The 19,717-nt window shown below is 67.3% G+C and carries 14 protein-coding genes; 8 read left to right on the top strand and 6 right to left on the bottom strand.

Annotated elements, in window-relative coordinates; genetic code table 11:
* Window positions 1–2,259: CHASE domain-containing protein (locus tag ACK4S9_RS19495; RefSeq protein WP_409729039.1), on the bottom strand; the 2,259-nt coding region annotated here is incomplete at its 3' end.
* Window positions 2,260–2,357: 98 nt separating this feature from the next.
* Between ACK4S9_RS19495 and ACK4S9_RS19490 the strand changes: the two genes are divergently transcribed.
* Window positions 2,358–4,415: a prolyl oligopeptidase family serine peptidase gene (locus ACK4S9_RS19490; protein ID WP_409729037.1), complete on the top strand. Its 2,058-nt coding sequence runs from the start codon at window positions 2,358–2,360 to the stop codon at window positions 4,413–4,415.
* On the opposite strand, the gene ACK4S9_RS19485 is transcribed toward ACK4S9_RS19490, so the two are convergent.
* A complete protein-coding gene (locus ACK4S9_RS19485; protein WP_409729036.1) occupies window positions 4,403–4,996 on the bottom strand; it encodes an acyl-homoserine-lactone synthase in 594 nt (197 codons plus the stop codon). The genes ACK4S9_RS19490 and ACK4S9_RS19485 overlap by 13 nt on opposite strands.
* 156 nt (window positions 4,997–5,152) lie before the next feature.
* On the opposite strand from ACK4S9_RS19485, the gene ACK4S9_RS19480 reads away from it, so the two are divergent.
* On the top strand, window positions 5,153–5,425 hold the full coding sequence (locus tag ACK4S9_RS19480) for a helix-turn-helix domain-containing protein (protein WP_036206780.1): 273 nt from the start codon (window positions 5,153–5,155) through the stop codon (window positions 5,423–5,425).
* Here the strand turns inward: ACK4S9_RS19480 and ACK4S9_RS19475 are convergent.
* Window positions 5,400–6,134 (bottom strand): helix-turn-helix transcriptional regulator, encoded by a 735-nt coding sequence (locus tag ACK4S9_RS19475; protein WP_409729033.1) that lies wholly within the window; start codon window positions 6,132–6,134, stop codon window positions 5,400–5,402. The genes ACK4S9_RS19480 and ACK4S9_RS19475 overlap by 26 nt on opposite strands.
* Window positions 6,135–6,486: 352 nt before the next feature.
* On the opposite strand from ACK4S9_RS19475, the gene ACK4S9_RS19470 reads away from it, so the two are divergent.
* On the top strand, window positions 6,487–11,391 hold the full coding sequence (locus tag ACK4S9_RS19470) for a HAMP domain-containing protein (protein ID WP_409729032.1): 4,905 nt from the start codon (window positions 6,487–6,489) through the stop codon (window positions 11,389–11,391).
* Window positions 11,375–12,253, top strand: a complete 879-nt coding sequence (locus tag ACK4S9_RS19465) for a chemotaxis protein (RefSeq protein WP_409729031.1) — start codon at window positions 11,375–11,377, stop codon at window positions 12,251–12,253. Before ACK4S9_RS19470 ends, ACK4S9_RS19465 begins: the two co-directional genes overlap by 17 nt.
* Window positions 12,254–12,383: 130 nt before the next feature.
* Here the strand turns inward: ACK4S9_RS19465 and ACK4S9_RS19460 are convergent, their stop codons facing one another.
* Window positions 12,384–12,998: a glutathione S-transferase family protein gene (locus ACK4S9_RS19460; protein WP_409729030.1), complete on the bottom strand. Its 615-nt coding sequence runs from the start codon at window positions 12,996–12,998 to the stop codon at window positions 12,384–12,386.
* Between the two features lie 65 nt (window positions 12,999–13,063).
* Window positions 13,064–14,620, bottom strand: coding sequence for a glycerol-3-phosphate dehydrogenase (glpD, locus tag ACK4S9_RS19455; RefSeq protein WP_409729028.1), 1,557 nt, complete (start codon window positions 14,618–14,620; stop codon window positions 13,064–13,066).
* Window positions 14,621–14,740: 120 nt separating this feature from the next.
* Between glpD and ACK4S9_RS19450 the strand changes: the two genes are divergently transcribed.
* Window positions 14,741–15,385, top strand: a complete 645-nt coding sequence (locus ACK4S9_RS19450; RefSeq protein ID WP_409729026.1) for a phosphohydrolase — start codon at window positions 14,741–14,743, stop codon at window positions 15,383–15,385.
* Window positions 15,386–15,728: 343 nt separating this feature from the next.
* Here ACK4S9_RS19450 and ACK4S9_RS19445 read toward each other — a convergent pair whose 3' ends face one another.
* The gene (locus ACK4S9_RS19445) at window positions 15,729–17,819 is read right to left on the bottom strand and encodes an ATP-dependent helicase (protein ID WP_409729024.1); all 2,091 of its coding nucleotides are present in this window, start codon (window positions 17,817–17,819) and stop codon (window positions 15,729–15,731) included.
* A 484-nt stretch (window positions 17,820–18,303) separates the two neighbouring features.
* Here ACK4S9_RS19445 and ACK4S9_RS19440 point away from each other — a divergent pair, with 484 nt between their 5' ends.
* From ACK4S9_RS19440 to ACK4S9_RS19430, 3 genes are read left to right on the top strand one after another with little or no spacing between them, the layout of a single operon-like run.
* Window positions 18,304–18,480, top strand: coding sequence for a hypothetical protein (locus ACK4S9_RS19440; RefSeq protein WP_409729041.1), 177 nt, complete (start codon window positions 18,304–18,306; stop codon window positions 18,478–18,480).
* Window positions 18,481–18,528: 48 nt separating this feature from the next.
* Window positions 18,529–19,116: a chromate transporter gene (locus ACK4S9_RS19435; protein WP_409729022.1), complete on the top strand. Its 588-nt coding sequence runs from the start codon at window positions 18,529–18,531 to the stop codon at window positions 19,114–19,116.
* The gene (locus ACK4S9_RS19430; protein WP_409729020.1) at window positions 19,113–19,691 is read left to right on the top strand and encodes a chromate transporter; all 579 of its coding nucleotides are present in this window, start codon (window positions 19,113–19,115) and stop codon (window positions 19,689–19,691) included. The genes ACK4S9_RS19435 and ACK4S9_RS19430 overlap by 4 nt, the downstream gene beginning before the upstream one ends.
* Window positions 19,692–19,717: the final 26 nt, after the last annotated feature.

Here is a 19,717-nt window from a genome sequence, read left to right as displayed (position 1 = left end):
CCGGGCGGCGCGCGCCGCCGCCGGCGGCGGCGCCGCTCCCAGGCCGGCACCGGCGGGCGCGGCGCCCTCTTCCGGCGCCGGGTGCAGCGCGAGCCGGGCCGTGAACCAGAAGGTGCTGCCCTGCCCCGGCGTGCTGTCGACCCCGACCTCGCCATGCATCAGCTCCGCCAGCTGCTTGCTGATCACCAGGCCCAGGCCGGTGCCGCCATGGCGCCGCGTGGCCGAGGGGTCGGCCTGGTGGAAGGGCGTGAACAGGCCGGCCAGCTTGTCGGGCGCGATGCCGATGCCCTTGTCGCGCACCTCGAAGCGCACCAGCAGTTCGGGGCCGAAGGCGTGCTCCAGCCGGGCGCGCAGCAGGATGCGGCCGTGCTCGGAGAACTTGACGGCGTTGCCGGCGAAATTGAGCAGCACCTGCTCCAGCCGCAGCGGATCGCCGCGCAAGGGGCGCATCAGCTCGGGGGCGATGTCGACGTCGAAGCCGAGCCCCTTGGCGGCGGCGGCCTGCCCGAGCTGCTGCTCGACGTGGCGCATCACGGAGTCGAGCATGAAGGCGACCGTATCGAGTTCGAGCTTGCCGGCCTCGATCTTGGAAAAGTCCAGGATGTCGTTGATGATGCCCAGCAGGTGCTGGCCCGAATGGTAGATCTTGTCGAGGTAGCCGCGCAGCTGCGGATCCGGACGGGCCTGCAGCGCCAGGTGGGTCATGCCGATGATGCTGTTCATCGGCGTGCGGATCTCGTGGCTCATGTTCGACAGGAAGTCGCTCTTGGCCTGGTTGGCCGCATCGGCGCGCGCCTTGAGCTCGTGCAGCGTGGTGACGTCGGTCGAGATGCACAGCACCGCCGGCAGCTCGCCTTCCGGGTACAGGGGCACGCGCACGCTCCACATCTGGCGCACGCTGCCGTCCGCCAGCGGCAGTTCGACCTGGCAGGCATGCCGTTCGCCGCTGTCGAGCACGGCGCGGTCGCGTTCCCAGCCCGCGTCGGCGCTGTGCGCCGGCACCAGCTCGAAGTCGCGCCGGCCGACGATGTCCGCTGCCTTGCGCCCGATCATCGCCGCGCTCTTCGCATTCACGTACAGGAGGCGGCGCGCGCTGTCCTTCAGGTACACGTAGGCGTCCAGGTTGTCCAGCACCGAGTCGAGCAGCAGGCGCTGGTCGACGGCGGCGCGGCGCGAGCGGTACAGGTTGTAGAACAGCGCAAAGCCCAGCAGGCTGACGCCGAAGCCGGAACCGAAGGCCAGCAGCGGCAGGGTGCGGTCGCTGCCCATCGCCATGGCCGCCCGCTCGGCCGAGAAATGGGCTTTCCAGCGGGTGCCGACGTAATCGATCGGCAACAGGGTCTGGAAGCGCCCGCGGGCGGGCGGCTGGCCGCGCAGCTCGGGACCGATCAGGAGGCGGTCGCGCGGGTCGAGCCGCAAGGGCGCGGGCTCCATGCCGGGCCGCTGCGGCCCGGCTTCGCTGTACAGGCTGAGCGCGATCGGCTGGCGCTCCCGCGACCCAAGCGCGCGCTGCACCAGCGCGTCGACCGAAAAGGCGATGCCGATGCTGCCGATGTAGCGCGCACGGCGCTCCTCCAGCGTGGCCGGCACCCCGCCGCCGCGGTAGAGCGGCTCGCGCATGCCGAGCGCGGTGTGCGGGGTGGGCAGTGCCAGCCGGATCGGATTGCCCGATGCGGCGATCCGGCCGCGGTCGCGCGCCTGGGCCAGTGCCGCGGCGGCGAAGGGCTGCGAGGCGATGTCGAATCCGAGGCGGTCGTTGGGCTGGTCGGCCGGCTCGATCCAGGTCACCACTTCGTAATAGGGGCGGCGCCCGCCGGGCCGGATGTCGAAGCGCGGATAGCCGGCCGGGTTCACGCTGCGGTCGGCGCGCACGCCGGCAACGAAAGCCTCGCGCCGCTCGTCCGGCACGTGGGCGATGAAGTTGAGCGCCTCGATCGCCGGGAACTGCGCAGGCAGGTCGAGCGCCTGCACGTAGCGGTGGAAGCGCAGGCGGCTCAAGGGCTCGTCGCCGGCCGCATGCAGTGCCGCCAGGGAGCGCACCACGCGGGAATATGACACGATGGCGCTCGAGATCCGCTCCTGCGCCAGTCCGGCGGCCATCTCGAAACGACGCCGCGCATCGTCCTCGACCGCGCCGGCCGCGACCCGGTAGCACAGCGCGCCGACCGCGAGCGACAGCGCCAGCCCGGCCACCCAGGGGGCGGCGCTCGCGCCCTGCTGGGCGGCATCGGCTGAATTCACTGCGGAACTGGCGGTCATTGAAGCATCCATGATTCTGGTGTGCGGATCTGTCCCCTCGATATTGCTAGTATAGGCATACGCAGCGCCGGCTTGCTCAACAATATTACTTCGCCACCATGTCCTCAGCCACGCCCCCCGCTCCCATTCCCGATGATCCCTACCTCTGGCTCGAAGAGGTCGACGGCGCCCGCGCCCGGGCCTGGGTCGAAGGGCGCAATCGGGTCACCGAGTCCGAACTGGAAGCGCAGCCGCGCTACGCCGCCCTGCGCGAGCGCCTGCGCGCCATCCTCGACTCGAACGAGAAGATCCCGTATGCCCGCTGCCACGGCGGCCTGCTGTACAACTTCTGGCGCGACGCCGTCCATGCGCGCGGCATCTGGCGCCGCACCACGCTGGACGAATACCGCAAGGCGGCGCCAGGCTGGGAGCTTCTGCTCGACCTCGACCGGCTGGCGCGCGAGGAAGGCGAAAACTGGGTCTGGGGCGGCGTCACCTGGCTCGAGCCGGAGGGCGGACGCTGCCTGGTCTCGCTCTCGCGCGGCGGCGGCGACGCCCACGTGGTGCGCGAGTTCGACCTGACCGAACGCCGTTTCCTGCCCGACGGTTTCGTCCTGCCCGAAGCCAAGAGCGACGTCGCCTGGATCGACCGCGACACCCTGTTCGTCGGCACCGACTTCGGCCCCGGCTCGCTGACCGACTCGGGCTATCCGCGCATCGTCAAGCGGTGGCGGCGCGGCACGGCGCTCGCGCACGCCGAGACCGTGTACGAAGCCCGGCAGGACGACCTGTCCGCCTCGGCATGGGTCGATGCGACGCCCGGCTTCGAGCGCGCCTTCGTGCAGCGCCAGATCGGCTTCTACAGCAGCGAGCTGTTGCTGCTGCGCGACGGCCGGCTGCTCAAGGTGCCCAAGCCCGAGGACGCGAATGCCTTCGCGGTGCGCGACCAGCTCGTCATCGAGCTGAGATCGCGCTGGGAAGTGGGCGGCACGACCTATCCGCAGGGCGCGCTGCTGGCCGCGGACTTCGAGGCGGCGCTCAGTGGCGCGACCGTGTTCGACACCCTGTTCCTGCCCTCGCCCGCCACCTCGCTCGATGGCTTGAGCGTGACCCGCGACGCCCTGCTGCTCACGGTGCTCGACAAGGTCAGGAACCGCATCGTCGAGCTGCGCCGCGCGGACGGCCGCTGGCGGGCGCGCGACGTCGCGCTGCCGGACATGGGCGCGCTCGACACCTGGGCCTACGACCGGATCGCCTCGGACCGCTATTTCCTGACCGTGAACGGCTTTACCGAGCCGTCGACCCTGTACCTGATGAACGCCGGCGCGGACGCGCGCGAGCCGCTGAAAAGCATGCCCGCCTTCTTCGACGCCGAGGGCCTGCAGGTCCACCAGTTCGAAGCGCAGTCGAAGGACGGCACCCGGGTGCCCTACTTCGCCGTGATGCACCGCGACACCCGGATCGACGGCGACAACCCGACCGTCCTGTACGGCTATGGCGGCTTCGAGGTGTCGCTGAAACCCTCCTACGGGGCCATCAGCGGCGCGGCCTGGCTGGAAAGCGGCGGCGTCTACGTGGTCGCCAACATCCGCGGCGGCGGCGAATTCGGCCCCGGCTGGCACCAGGCGGCGCTGAAAGCGAACCGCCAGCGCGCCTTCGACGACTTCATCGCCGTGGCCGAGGACCTGATCGCCCGCAAGATCACCAATGCGCGCCGGCTCGGCATCATGGGCGGCAGCAATGGCGGCCTGCTGGTCGGCGCCGTGCTCACCCAGCGCCCCGAACTGTTCAACGCCGTGGTCTGCCAGGTGCCGCTGCTCGACATGCGGCGTTACCACCTGCTGCTGGCCGGGGCATCCTGGATGAGCGAGTACGGCGACCCGGACGATTCCGCCGAGTGGAGCGCTATCGCCCGCTATTCGCCCTACCACCAGGTGCGGGCCGGCCGGCGCTATCCGCGCGTGCTGTTGACCACCTCGACCCGCGACGACCGCGTGCACCCGGGCCATGCGCGCAAGATGGCGGCGCGCATGCTCGAACAGGGCCACGATGTCCTGTATTGGGAAAACCTCGAGGGCGGCCACGCCGGCGCCGCCGACAATGCCCAGACCGCGCGCATGTGGGCCCTCACCTGGACCTTCCTGCAGCACCAGCTCGGCAAGGATCACGCTGCCTGAGGGTCCATGCGCTGGGCATACAGCGCCTCCCAGGTGGCGCGCACGTCGACGTAGAAGGCCACCGCATTCTCGATCCCGATGCGCTGCGGCTCCCCGAGGCGGCTGGTGACCACGCCGGCGCGCCGGGTCAGGCGCTCCATGGCGGTGGTGGTCACCGTCACGTAATGGGTCAGGCCGTTCTCGATGCCATGACGGATCACGGCTTCGAAGCACTGCATCGTCATGTCCGAGAAGCCGTAGCGGTTTTCCTTGTCGGTCTCGAGGGCGAAGCGCGACAGTTCCCAGATGCGGGCGTCGCTCGGCGCGGCGCGGCCCTCGAGCAGTTGGGGAAAGGAATCCTTGAGCATGTAGGGACCTTCGGTCGGCAGCAGGCGCCAGCAGCCGAGCAGCGCCCCGGCCGGCTCGCGCATCACCATGTAGGCCGGATCCAGGGCGTCGTAGCCGTCGATTTCCATGCCGGACATGACGGGCACTTCCCAGCCCAGACGCCCGCTGAACACCTTGGCGCGCAGGGTATGCATTTCCCACAGGTCTTTGGATTTGAATTCACGGCGTGCTGCGATTTTGATTTGCATCGTCATTTCTGGCCCCTGGTTGTGGTTGATCAAGCTATGCACTTCGCATACAAGATTCATGCATGGCGGGCAGAACCGGAACTATCAGCTCTGCTAGGTGGCTATGCGCGCCGCCGGTGGAATACTTGCAGTTTGCATAGCCACCGATGGAAAGGAGCAAAGATGGGAAACGAGATGATGTGCGACGCACTGGCGGCGGAACTGGAAGCGCAACAAGCGGCACAGGCGGGCGGTGCGCAACGATCGGCGCCGCATGAACTGCGGCGCCTGCGCATTGCCAAACGCGAAAGCCAGGAAAAATTCTGGAGCCGTTTCGGCGTCACCCAATCGAGCGGAAGCCGCTTCGAGACCGGCCTTGCGGTCCCTCCCCCGGTCGCCATCCTGCTGCGCCTCTACGTCAATGGACGGGTCAGCGATGGTGATCTGCAGGCGTGATCAGGCCCAGGGCAATCGCCTTGACCACCGCCTGCTGGCGGGTATTCACGCCGAACTTCTGGCGCACGTTCGCCAGGTGAAAATTGACGGTCGCCTCGGAACAGTTGGTGATCCGGGCGACCTCCCAGGAGGACTTGCCGACCATGACCCACTGCAGCACCTCGAGTTCGCGCCGGGTCAGGCGCGGCAACTCCGGCTCCGCCTTGGCCTCGCGAAAGCGCGCCGAGGAGGCGAAGGCATAGTCGCGGATCAGGGCGAGCGCCGGCAGCGCCTCGAACAGCGAGCGCTCGAACGGCGCATCGGGCCGCAGGTCGGAGGCGAAGCTGATCATGCCCAGTTCGCCCTGGGGGCCGTGGATCGGCAGCGTCACGCCGCTGCGGATGCCGTGCGCGCTGGCTTCCTCGTACAGGGCGCCGGGGACGCCGGCGCCGAAGGTCGCCGGCGCCCAGACCAGCGGCAGCGTATTCGAGACGCAATGGACCACGGTCGGATCGACATAATGAAAGCCGTTGGCTTCGTAGCGGTTGCGCCATTCGGACGAATAATTACTGCGCGTAAAGGCATGTTCGAACCGTACATGGCGTGACGGTACGACGCCATACAGCATCTGGTCAAAACCCCGGCTACGTGCCAGCGCGAACAGGCGCTGCGCCCAGATACGGTCGTCTCCAGCTTCCAGCAGCCCCAGCAATAGTGCGGTGTCGATCATAGGACAAATCCGGTTCAATACGTCTTCATCCTAAATGACTTTGGAGTTCAAATATTCACCAATTGCCACAGCCTCGACCAAGGTGAGAAAGCCTACACAGGCCTGTCGTTCAAATACAACAACATTCGTACAATCGTGCGCTAGTTTCGCTGTGAATACGCTACCCTCCGCCGAATGCCCACTCGAAGTTTTCTAAGTAGCAATATTGCTGCGAGCAGGCGCCTGACTCCCCCATTCCGATGCTTGACTTGAATATATACAAGAGTATCTTCTCAGCAGTTAACACTTCACAGTCGCCGGTCCCTCCGGCGCGGCACTCTTTCACCATCCACGCGAAACAAGGATTTAGTCGATGAACAACATGACCGACATGGGCGAACAGTTGGACGTCAAGCTATTGCTGACCACCCTGATGGCGCTGAAAAAAGGCGACTTCTCGGTCCGCATGCCCTCGGACTGGACGGGCGTGTCCGGCAAGATCGCCGACACCCTCAACGACATCATCGAAACCAAGCAGAAGATGGTGGAGACGGTCACCGACGTGTCGCGCGTGGTCGGCCGCGAAGGCCACCTGACCCAGCGTGCGGACCTGCCGGGCGTGGTCGGCGGCTGGGCCACCATCATCAGTTCGGTCAACACCCTGATCGACGACCTGGTGCGCCCCACCACCGAGATGGCGCGCGTCATCGGCGCGGTGGCGAAGGGCGACCTGTCGCAGACCATGGCGCTGGAAGTGGACGGGCACCCGCTCAAGGGCCAGTACCTGCGCGCGGCGATGACCGCGAACACCATGGTGGAACAGCTGTCCTCGTTCTCGTCCGAGGTGACGCGCGTGGCGCGTGAGGTGGGTACCGAGGGTAAACTCGGCGGCCAGGCGCAGGTGAAAGGCGTGGCGGGCACCTGGAAGGACTTGACCGACTCGGTGAACTCGATGGCGGGCAACCTGACTTCGCAGGTGCGTAACATCGCCGAGGTGACCACCGCGGTGGCGAACGGCGACTTGTCCAAGAAGATTACCGTGGACGTGCGCGGCGAGATCCTGCAGCTGAAGGACACCATCAACGTCATGGTGGACCAGCTGCGCTCCTTCGCATCCGAGGTGACCCGCGTGGCGCGCGAGGTGGGTACCGAAGGCAAGCTCGGCGGCCAGGCCTACGTGCCGGGCGTCGCGGGTACCTGGAAGGACTTGACCGACAACGTCAACTTCATGGCCTCGAACCTGACCGGCCAGGTGCGTAACATCGCGGCGGTGACGACCGCGGTGGCGAACGGCGACCTGTCCAAGAAGATCACCGTGGACGTGAAGGGCGAGATTCTCGAACTGAAGAACACCATCAACGTCATGGTGGACCAGCTGTCCTCGTTCGCATCCGAGGTGACCCGGGTGGCGCGTGAGGTGGGTACCGAGGGCAAGCTCGGCGGCCAGGCGGTCGTGAAGGGCGTCGCGGGTACCTGGAAGGACTTGACCGACTCGGTGAACTCGATGGCGGGCAACCTGACCGGCCAGGTGCGTAACATCGCGGACGTGACCACCGCGGTGGCGAACGGCGACTTGTCCAAGAAGATCACGGTGGACGTGAAGGGCGAGATTCTCGAGCTGAAGAACACCATCAACGTGATGGTCGACCAGCTGAACTCCTTCGCATCCGAGGTGACCCGCGTGGCGCGTGAAGTGGGTACCGAAGGCCGCCTGGGCGGCCAGGCGAACGTGCCGGGCGTCGCGGGCACCTGGAAAGACCTGACCGACGGCGTGAACTCGATGGCGGGTAACCTGACCGGCCAGGTGCGTAATATCGCGGAAGTGACCACCGCGGTGGCGAACGGCGACCTGTCCAAGAAGATTACCGTGGACGTGAAGGGCGAGATTCTCGAACTGAAGAACACGATTAACGTCATGGTGGACCAGTTGTCCTCCTTCGCATCGGAAGTGACCCGCGTGGCGCGTGAGGTGGGTACCGAGGGCAAGCTGGGCGGCCAGGCCTACGTGCCGGGCGTCGGCGGCACCTGGAAAGACCTGACCGACAACGTGAACTTCATGGCCTCGAACCTGACCGGCCAGGTGCGTAACATCGCGGCGGTGACGACCGCGGTGGCGCGCGGCGACCTGTCCAAGAAGATCACCGTGGACGTGAAGGGCGAGATCCTGGAACTGAAGGACACCATCAACGTCATGGTGGACCAGTTGTCCTCGTTCGCATCGGAAGTGACGCGCGTCGCCCGCGAGGTGGGTACCGAGGGTAAACTCGGCGGCCAGGCGAACGTGTCGGGCGTGGCGGGCACCTGGAAGGACTTGACCGAGAACGTCAATCAGCTGGCGGCGAACCTGACCAACCAGATGCGCGCGATCGGCGAGGTGGCGACCGCGGTGACCCGCGGCGACCTCTCGCGCAGCATTCAGGTGGAAGCGCGCGGCGAGGTGTCCTACCTGAAGGACAACATCAACGAGATGATCCGCAACCTGAAGGAGACCACGCAGAAGAACGCGCAGCAGGACTGGCTCAAGACCAACCTGGCGCGCTTCACCCGCCTGCTGCAGGGCCAGCGCGACCTGCAGGCCGTGACCAAGCTGATCCTGTCGGAACTGGCTCCCTTGGTCTCGGCCCACCACGGCGTGTTCTACATGATGGACTCGCAGGAGACCGACGCACGCCTGCGCATGATCGCCTCCTACGGCTACCGTTCCAGCCGCAAGCTGCCGACTTCCTTCCTGCCGGGCGAAGGCCTGGTAGGCCAGTGCGCGCTGGAGAAGACCCGCATCTGGCTGACCGACGTGCCGCGCGACTACATCGTGGTCTCGTCCGGCCTGGGCTCGGCGCCGCCGAACAACATCGTGGTGCTGCCGATCCTGTTCGAACAGCAGGTCAAGGCGGTCATCGAGATCGCCTCGCTCGACCGCTTTACCGAAACCCACCTGTCCTTCCTCGACCAGCTGATGGAATCGATCGGCGTGGTCCTGAACACGATCGAGGCGAACAGCCGTACCGAGTCGCTGCTGACCCAGTCGCAGTCCCTCGCCCAGGAACTGCAGCAGACCAACCAGGAACTGGCGGAGAAGGCGCGCCTGCTGTCCGAGCAGAACATCGAGGTGGAACGCAAGAACCGCGAGGTGGAGCAGGCGAAACTGGCGCTGGAAGAAAAGGCGACCCAGCTGGCCCTGTCCTCGAAGTACAAGTCCGAGTTCCTGGCCAACATGTCGCACGAACTGCGCACCCCGCTGAACTCGCTCCTGATCCTGGCGCAGCAGCTCTCGGATAACCCGGAAGGCAACCTGTCGGCGCGCCAGGTGGAGTTCGCGAAGACCATCCACGGCTCCGGTTCCGACCTGTTGACCCTGATTAACGACATTCTCGACCTCTCAAAAATCGAGTCCGGCACCGTCACGCTGGACGTGTCGGAATACCGCTTCTCGAACCTGCGCAACTACGTGGACCGTACCTTCCGCCATATGGCGGAGGCCAAGCACCTCGGCTTCCAGGTCGAGCTGGCGGACAACCTGCCGACCGCGGTGATGACCGACACCACGCGCCTGCAGCAGGTCCTGAAGAACCTGCTGTCGAACGCGTTCAAGTTCACCAGCCACGGCCAGGTCGAGCTGACCATCTCGCTGGTGAACAGCGGCTGGACCCACGACCACCCGAACCTGGTGCACGCCGACGCGGTGCTGGCCTTCTCGGTGCGCGACACCGGCGTGGGCATCCCGTCCGACAAGCTGCAGCTGATCTTCGAGGCCTTCCAGCAGGCCGACGGCTCGACCGCGCGCAAGTACGGCGGCACCGGCCTGGGCCTGTCGATCTCGCGCGAACTGGCGCGCCTGCTGGGCGGCGAGATCCGCGTCGAGTCGACCGTCAACGTCGGTTCGACCTTCACGCTGTACCTGCCGTACAACCGCGCCGGCTTCATCAACTACGAGCAGACCCGCCAGCCGCAGCCGGCCCGCCTGGCCCCGCCGCCGGCACCGGCCACCACCGTGTCCTACCAGCCGGTGGCCGAGCCGACCAGCGAAGTGGCGACCGCCGAGGCGGTGGAAGCCGGCTCGCTGGTCGAGTACTCCTCGGTGCTGGACGACCGCGGCCTGGTGACCCCGGGCGACCCGTCGGTGCTGATCGTGGAGGACGACGAGCGCTTCGCCAAGGTACTGCTCGACTTCGCCCGCGAAAAGAACTTCAAGGGCGTCGTCACCCGGCGCGGCGACTCGGCCCTGTCGCTGGCGCGCGACTACCTGCCGTCGGCGATCCTGCTCGACATCGACCTGCCCGACATCGACGGCTTCACGGTGCTCGACCGCCTCAAGCGCGACCCGAACACCCGCCACATCCCGGTGCACGTGATGTCCTCGCTGCGCGAGCGCGAGCGCGCGCTGCGCCAGGGCGCGATCTCGTACATCAACAAGCCGGTGAGCCGCGAGGCGATGCAGGAAGAGTTCAAGCGCATCCAGAAGTTCCTGATGGGCGGCAAGCGCTCGCTGCTGGTGGTGGAAGACGACATGGCCCAGCGCGAGTCGATCGTGGCCCTGATCGGCAACGCCGACATCCACATGGTGACCGTGGACACGGGCGCGGCCGCAATGGAGGCCCTGGAAAGCGCGCGCTTCGACTGCATGGTGCTGGACCTGACCCTGCCGGACGTCTCGGGCTTCGACCTGCTGGACCGCATCGGCGCCAACGAACGCCTGCGCGACCTGCCGGTGGTGATCTACACCGCCAAGGAGCTGTCGCGCAAGGAGGTCACCAAGCTCAAGCGCTACGCCAAGACCATCGTCATGAAGGACGCCCGCTCGCCGGAACGCCTGCTGGACGAGACCGCCCTGTTCCTGCACCGTTCGCAGGCCAGCCTGCCCGAGCAGCAGCGCCGCATCCTGGAAGAGATCCACGCGGCCGACGGCGGCCTGGCCGGGCGCAAGGTCTTGATCGTCGACGACGACCTGCGCAACATCTTCGCGCTGTCCACACTGCTGGAGCGCCAGCAGATGCAGGTGCTGTTCGCCGAGAACGGCCGCGACGGCATCGAGGTGCTGGAGAAGGATCCGACCATCGAGATCGTCCTGATGGACATCATGATGCCGGAGATGGACGGCTACGACACGATGCGGGCGATCCGCCGCATTCCGAAGTTCCGCTCGCTGCCGATCATCACCCTGACCGCGAAGGCGATGAAGGGTGACCGCGACAAGTGCATCGCCGCCGGCGCTTCGGACTACATCACCAAGCCGGTCGACGTGGCCCAGCTGCTGTCGATGATGCGTGTCTGGCTCCACTAAGGCCGCGGCGATGGGTGAATTGAGTGCCTGGTCCGGGTTTGCCGCCGCCCAGGCGACCGAGGAACTCGAAATCGAACTGCTGCTGGAAGCCGTCTACCAGCGCTTCGGTGTCGATTTCCGTGGCTATGCGCGGCCCAGGCTGCGCGACAAGCTGTTCGCGCTGCTGCGCGCGCGCAATCTCGCGACCATCTCCAGCCTGCAGGAGCGGGTTCTGCACGAGGCCGGCGTCGCGCACGCGCTGGTGCGCACGCTGACGGTGCCGCAGGCGGCGCTGTTCGACCTGCCGGAAGACACGCGCCGCCTGCGCAGCGCGCTCGGCGACAGCCTGCGCCCGACCGCCCTGCCCAAGGTCTGGCTGGCCGAACCGGCCGGCGTGGCCGAGGCCTGGACGCTGGCGATCCTGCTGGCCGAGGAGAAGCTGTACGGCCGCACCGAGGTGTTCGCCACCGTCGGCAGCGACGAGCTGTTGTTCGAGGTGCGCAACGCCACGCTGCCGGCGGCCCAGCTGGCGCAATCGCAGGCGCAGTACCAGGCCAGCGGGGGCGTCGGACGGCTGAGCGACTACTTCGAGGTCGCGGACGGCGAAGCGCGCCTGCTGCCGCGCCTGCGCGAGCGCATCACCTGGGCGCAGTACAGCCTGGTGACGGACGCCTCGTTCAACGAGTTCCACGGCATCATCTGCCGCCGCGCCCTGCCCGACTTCGGGCCGCTGCTGCGCCAGCGCGTGCTGCGCCTGTTCCGCGACAGCCTGTCCTTGTTCGGGGTGCTGGGACTGGACCGCGAGCTGGCGCCGACGGATGCGGGGGCGGCGGATTACCAGGCGCTGTTCGAGGACGGGGGCTGGTACAAGCGCGTTCGATGACGCAACTTAATGTTGACCGCGTGGGCGTTTGTAATTCCGGGCATTGCCCGAAATTACCCCGCCCGCCCTACGAATGCAGTTGTAGGGTGGGCAGGTTTCCTGCCCACGCGGCCGTTCGAATGGTCGCAGACTACCCCCTGTTTTCAGACGCGATCCGGTCGCGCCACGCCTGCAGGTGCGGCATCCCTTCCAGCCCCGGCCTGAACTTCAGCAATCCGCGTGCGAATTCAATCGCGCAGAAGGCCGTGATGTCGGCGATCGTGAACCGGTCCCCGGCCACGTAGGGCTGCCTGCCCAGCTCCGCGTCGAGCCAGCGCGCCGTCGCGCGCATCTTTTGCCCCTGCGCCGCGCCGAACTCGGGAAACTGCGGCTGCTCCAGCGCCGCCAGCCCCGGATGCGTATGGCGCACGCACAACGCCGTTTCCAGCATCAGGTGCAGCTCCATGCGGCGGTCGGCCATCTCGATGAAGGCGCGCTCGGTGTTATCGAGCCCCATCAGGTTCGGTTCCGGATACAGGCCTTCGAGGTAGGTGCAGATGGCGCGCGTCTCGCTCAGTGCGCGGCCATCGTCGAGCACCAGCACGGGAACGCGCGCCAGCGGATTCAGGGCGGTGAATTCGGGCCTGCGGTGGCCGCCGGCATTCAGGTCGACCTCGACCAGTTCGATGCCGTCGATGCCTTTGGCCGCCATGAACATGGTGACGCGGCGCGGGTTGGGTGCGCGGGGACTGACGTAGAGGCGCATGGGCTTTTCCATCCTTGAAGTCGGGTGGCCATGATAGCGCGAACCGGCCGGGGCCCGGCACGAACTCAGGCCGGCTCGGCCAGCGGGGCGGTCCCCTCGCCCGTGCGCGCGGCATCCATCCAGGCCTCGACCTCCTTCGCGCAGCCCGGCGGCAGGTGCAGCCCGAGCTTGGTGCGGCGCCACAGCACGTCCTGCGCGCAGACGGCCCATTCATGCCGCATCAGGTAGCGCAGCTCGGCTGCGTACAGGCCGGGGGCCACCTCCTCTCCCAGGTCGGCGAGTCCGGCAGCGCCGTCCAGGAGGGTCCCGGTACGGTTGCCGTAGGCCCGCGCCCAGCGCCGCGCCAGGCTGGGCGGGAGCCAGGGGCGGCGGTGTTCGAACGCGGCCACCCAGCGGTCGAAGTCGAGCACGGCGCGGCTGTCGGGTACGCTGCCGAACAGGTCTCCGCCCGGCAGCACGGCCTGCGCCGTCCAGCCCGGCCGGGGGCGGCCGAGCACGCCGGAAATCCAGTGCGCCGCTTCCTCGGCCAGCCTGCGGTAGGTGGTGATCTTGCCGCCGAAGACGGACAGCAGCGGCGCGCCGGCCGTATCGCGCCCCAGCAGGTAGTCGCGCGTGGCCGCGCTGGCGCTGGCCGCCTCGTCCTCGAGCAGCGGGCGCACGCCCGAGTAGGACCAGACGACGTCGATCGGCGCGATCTGGCGCCGGAAATAGCGGTTGGCGAGCTCGCACAGGTAGGCGGTTTCAGGCGCGGCGATCGCCACCGAATCGGGGTCGCCCTGGAACTCGACGTCGGTGGTGCCGATGAGGGTGAAGGCGTCCTCGTAGGGCATGGCGAAGACGATGCGGCCGTCCGGGTGCTGGAAGATATAGGCATGGTCGTGCTCGAACAGGGCTGGCACCACGATGTGGCTGCCCTTGACCAGGCGCAGGCGCCGCTGCGCTGCCTTCCCGGTGGCGACCTGGGCCACGCGGGCCGCCCACGGGCCGGCGGCGTTGACCAGGCAGCGCGCCCTGACCCTGCGGCTGCGCCCGCCCTCCACCAGCGTCGCCATCCAGTATGCGGGATGGCGCTCGAAGGCCGTGCAGCGCGTGTGCGTCAGCACGGTGGCGCCGCGCTCGTACGCGTCCAGCGCATTGAGCACCACCAAGCGGGCATCGTCGACCCAGCCGTCGGAGTACACGAAACCGCGGGTGAATGCCGGCTTGAGCGGCGCGCCGGCAGGGTGGCCGCTTAGCTCCACCGCCTCGGAGCCGGGCAGGAAGGCGCGCGGCGCCAGGCGGTCGTACAGGAACAGGCCGGCGCGGATCAGCCAGGCCGGCCGCTGGGCGCCATCGTGCGGCATCACGAAGCGCAGCGGATGCATGATGTGGGGCGCGCTGCACAGCAGGGTTTCGCGTTCGAGCAGCGCCTTGCGTACCAGGCCGAACTCGCGGTGCTCGAGGTAGCGCAGGCCGCCATGGATCAGCTTGCTCGAGGCGGACGAGGTATGGGATCCGAGGTCGTCCTTGTCGCACAGGACCACCCGCAGGCCGCGCCCGGCCGCATCGCGCGCGATCCCGGCGCCGTTGATGCCGCCGCCCACGACCAGCACGTCGCACTCGAGTAGGGTGTCCTCGCTCATCTCGTCTCCTGTACGCGGATCGGGCCCGCCTGGCCGGTCCAGTGTAGGCAGTCGGCAGTGGAGCATCTTTGCTTGTATCAATTATGCGGAGAATGCGTCGGCCGTGTGTAAAATCAGCACATGCACAACTCATCCAGCGCCGACGTGCGCGCCTGGGTCCGTATGCCTTCTGGAAAGCGCCTGGACCTGCTCAACCCGACCCCCTTCGACTGGGACGACGCCGACCTGGCGCTGGGCCTTGCACGCACCTACCGCTGGGGCGGACATTCGGCCTGGCCGCTGCCGCTGTCGGTGGCCCAGCACTCGCTCACCGTGATGCTGCTGCGGCGCGCCGCCGCGCCCCGGCCCACGCCCCTGCAGGAACTGCGCGAACTGCTGCACGACGCCGAGGAAGGCCTGCTCGGCTTCGATGCGATCTCGGTGATCAAGCCCTTCCTGGGCGAGGGCTTTCGCGCCCTGACCAGGCGCCTCGAGCAGATGGTGTTCCTGCGCTATGGCTTGCCGGCCTGGACCGAGAAAGAGCACAAGTTGCACAAGCAGGCCGACCGGCTGGCGGCGGCGAGCGAAGCGGTGCACGTGACCGGCTGGACGCCGGACGAAGTCAAGCGCACGCTGAAGATCCGTGCGGCGGTGCTGGAACAGGATCCGCTGGTGTCCTATTTCGGCTGCACGCCCTGGGAGCCGTGGCCGCCCGGCGTGGCCGCGGAACGCTTCCTGGCCGAGCTCGATCGCCTGAAACAGGCCAGCGCCGGCGCACGCCCCTGATTCGGCAACACCGGCTTATTACCCCACACTTCAACATTGCTGCGCGAAAACGTTGAGCAAGCTTGAGGAAACTCAAACTGTGAACGTAAGCATTTGATTTTATAGGAAGTTTTCCAATATCCACAAGAACTGTGGATAAAGATGTGGAAAAGCACTACTTGACAAGCCGAAAGTCCAGCAATGGTGCGGGTTTCAACAAATTGCCCGTTCCGCAGGCAAATTGAAAAACCCTAAAAATCAAGGACTTGCACACACCCCGCTTTCCTGCGGCGCGGGGGTCCGGGGCATATTCCTACAAAATCGACACACGGGGGATAAGTCCGTAACATGCGCCGATCGTCGCTTATTTCCAGGCGTTCCTGGCACGCTCGCGCACCAGCATGCGCACGCTGTCGGGCACCGGTTTACGCACCTGCTGCGTGTCCGCGCTGAGCCACACCGCCTCTTCGAAATGCTTGAGCATGGCCGGGGTGATAAAGCGCGAGCGGGAGGCGTAGACGTGGCGGTCGCCCATCTGGGCCTGCTGCTTGATGAAGAAGCGGTTCGGCACCACCAGGTGCAGGTGTTCGCGGGCGCGCGTCATCGCCACGTAGAGCAGGCGCCGCTCTTCCTCGATGTCGTCGTTGTTCCCGGTACTCATGTCGGACGGAATGCAGCCGTCCACCACGTTCAGCAGCGTCACCGCCTTCCACTCCTGCCCCTTGGCGGAATGGATGGTCGACAGGATCAGGTAGTCTTCGTCGAGCAAGGGCGCGCCGGCACGGTCGCTGGTGGCCTCCGGCGGGTCGAGCGTGATCTCGGCCAGGAAGCTTTCGCGGGTGCCGTGACCGGCCGCAAGCTGCGCCAGTTGCTCGACGTCGGCGGCACGCACCTGGGCGTCGTCGTAGCGGCGCTCGAGCATCGGCAGGTACCACTGCTTGACCAGTTCGATGTCGGCCGGCCAGCGCAAACCGGGCGTGCGAAGGCACCGGTACAAGGCGCCGAAGGCCGCCCAGTCGTCCTGGCTTTTGCCCGGCGCCGCGAAAGCCTCCACGGCTGCCACCGGGTCGGTGGACGCGTCCACCGCGTCCAGCAGGCGGGTGGCGGTGGCCGGACCGATGCCCGGGATCAGCTGGGCCACGCGGAAGCCCGCCATGCGCCCGTTCGGGTTCTGGGCGAAGCGCAGCACCGCCAGCACGTCCTTGATGTGGGCCGCTTCCAGGAACTTGAGGCCGCCGAACTTCACGAAGGGGATGTTGCGCCGCATCAGCTCCAGCTCCAGCGCGGCGCTGTGGCTGGCCGCACGGAACAGCACAGCCTGCGACTTCAGGGCGATGCCCGCTTCGCGGTGTTCCAGGATGCGGCGGCAGGCCCAGCGCGCCTGCTCGGCCTCGTCCGGAATCAGGACCAGTTGCGGCTTCAGGCTCGAGGCCTTGTCGGTCCATAGCGTCTTGGCATGGCGCTCGCGGGCCGCGGCGATGACGGCGTTGGACGCGTCCAGGATGGGCTGGGTCGAGCGGTAGTTGCGCTCCAGCGTAATGACGTGGGCGCTCTGCGAGAACTGCTTCGGAAAGTCGAGGATGTTGCGCACCGTGGCGCCGCGGAAGGCATAGATAGCCTGGGCGTCGTCGCCGACCACCATCACGCCCGCGCCGGAGGGCTTCATGCCGGTGATGATCGCCGCCTGCAGGCGGTTGGTGTCCTGGTATTCGTCCACCAGCACGTGATCGAACCGGGCGCCCAGTTCAGGGCCCAGTTCCGGGTCGCTCGCCATCTCGGACCAGAACAGCAGCAGGTCGTCGTAATCGAGCACGTTCTGCTCCTGCTTGGCGTCGACGTAGGCGCCGAACAGGGTCTTGAGCTGCCCTTCCCACTCGCTGCACCAGGGGAAGGTGGACTGCAGCACGGCCGCCAGGGGCTCGCGACTGTTCACCACCCGCGAATAGATCGACAGGCAGGTGCCCTTCAAGGGGAAGCGCTTTTCCGTGGTCGACAGGCCGATCTCGTGGCGCACCAGTCCCATCAGGTCCTCGGAGTCGCCGCGGTCATGGATGGTGAAGGATTCGTCCAGGCCGATGCGGCCGGCGTATTCGCGCAGCAGGCGCGCGCCGATCGCGTGGAAGGTGCCGGCCCAGGGCAGGGTCAGCTGGGCAGCATTGGCGCTGCCGCCCTTGCCGAGCAGCCGCTGCAGCACGCCGCTGGCGCGCTGGCTCATCTCCCCGGCAGCGCGCCGCGAAAAGGTCAGCAGCAGGATGCGCTGGGGATCGGTGCCCGACTGGATCAGGCGCGCGACACGGTGCGCCAGGGTATTGGTCTTGCCCGAGCCGGCCCCGGCCACCACCAGCAGCGGCCGCACGCTGGCGGCGCCGATGTCGTGCTCGACCGCGGCGCGCTGTTCGGCATTCAAGCCGGAAAAGGGATCGTCGGCGGCAGGCTGTTGGAGGACGGCGGACATGAGATGGACGGAAGGGAAAATGCCGTACTGTACATTTATCCAGTTCTCTTGCGCAAGCATGAAAACTGCCGTCGTCAAGCCCGCGCACGATTGGCAGGGCAGTCTTGCCTGGCATCAGGTCAAGGCTTACATGCAGAAGAGATGCTAAGTAGTTAATAATTAAAAAGTTTTCCTGATATCCACAAAGTCTGTGAATAACTATGTGGAAAAGCGGGGGCTTGACACGCCGAACGCGGCCATCCGTGCGGCTTTCAACAATTTGCCTATTGGGAAGGCAATCGCGATAGCCCCTTAAATCAAGGGTTTACACGCAGCTGTCGCGCAGGGGCACGGCGTCGCACAAAATTATTTTAAGGTAATTTTGTGTATAAACCCGATCTTTGCGTATCTTGCATTCACCTCGGATACGCGCGTTCCAGCGCTGCGCCACCTCGCGTGCGCGCCGCCTACAATGGCCGCGCACCCCAACCACTGCGAGGACGCCATGAGCATGCAACCCGAACCCGACCTGAACCCCGGTGACGAAGCCGACCCCGGTACGCCCGGCGCCGGCGAAGACGTCTGCGAAGCCTGCGCCGGCAGCGGCAAGCTGTCCGATGGCCGGCCCTGCTCCAACTGCGGCGGCAGCGGCAAGGTGATGCGGGGCATTGGCGGCGGCTGAGCGCCCGCCCTGCGTGGACAGGCCGGCGCGCCCCGCGATGATCCGGAAATGAGCGCTGCGCCCCCCGCCACCGGTTCCGATCCTGGCCGTTCCCGTCCCGCCTCGCCGGCGGACCTGTTCGTCTCCTTCACCGTCCTTGCCCTGCAAGGCTTCGGCGGGGTGCTGGCGGTGGTGCAGCGCGAACTCGTCGAGCGCAAGCGCTGGCTGACGCAGGAAGAATTCGTCGAGGACTGGGCGGTGGCGCAGATCATGCCGGGGCCGAACGTCGTCAACCTCTCGATCATGATCGGCGCCCGCTGGTTCGGGCTGGCCGGGGCGGTGGCCGCGGCTGCCGGCCTGCTCGCCCTGCCGCTGCTGCTGGTACTGGCGCTGGCGGCCTTCCATGCGCGGTATGCGGGCCACCCGGCGGTGGCCGGCGCGCTGCGCGGGATGGCGGCGGTGTCCGCCGGCCTGATCGCCGCCACCGGCCTGAAGCTCGCGAGCGCGCTGGCACGCAACCCGGTGCCGCTCCCCTGGGCGGCCGGCATCGCCGCGGCCACCTTCGTGCTGCTGGCCTGGCTGCGCGTGCCGCTCGCCTGGGTGCTGCCCGCATTGGGCGCGCTCGGCTGCGCGCTGGCCTGGCGGAAGCTGCGATGACGGCGGCGCCGCTCGTGCTGGAATGGCGCGACTGGCTCAGCCTGTTCGTCCATTTCCTGATGCTGTCGCTGATGCAGTTCGGCGGCGCGATTTCCGTCAGCGCCGACATGCAGCGCTTCCTGGTCGACGACAAGGGCTGGCTGGCGCAATCCCAGTTCAGCGATGCGATCGCGCTGGCGCAGGCGGCGCCGGGGCCGAACGTGCTGTTCGTCGCGCTGATGGGCTGGCACCTGGGCATGAACACCGGCAGTCTCGGTGCCGCCCTGGCCGGCGTGGGGCTGGCCATGGCCGGCATCCTGCTGCCCTCTTCCATCCTGAATTACCAGATCGCACAGTGGGGACACCGCAACCGCGAGCTGCGCGCGGTGCGCGCCTTCCGCCTGGGGCTGGCGCCGGTCGTGATCGGCATGCTGCTGGCCACCAGCTGGCTGCTCGCCGGCGCCGGTTCGCAGCGCAGCAGCTGGCCGCTCTGGCTGCTGGCCGGGGCCAGCTGCCTGGTCATCTGGCGCACCCGCCTGCACCTGTTGTGGCTGCTGGGCGCCGGCGCCCTGCTCGGCGCGCTCGGATTCGTCTGACTGGCACGCTGCGGCGCCACAGGGCA

Source organism: Massilia sp., from assembly GCF_046293535.1.
In the GTDB taxonomy this organism is placed as follows: Bacteria; Pseudomonadota; Gammaproteobacteria; order Burkholderiales; family Burkholderiaceae_D; genus Telluria.
The sequence above is the reverse complement of the archived record's forward strand: the minus strand, read 5'-3'. Positions and strand labels throughout refer to the sequence as shown.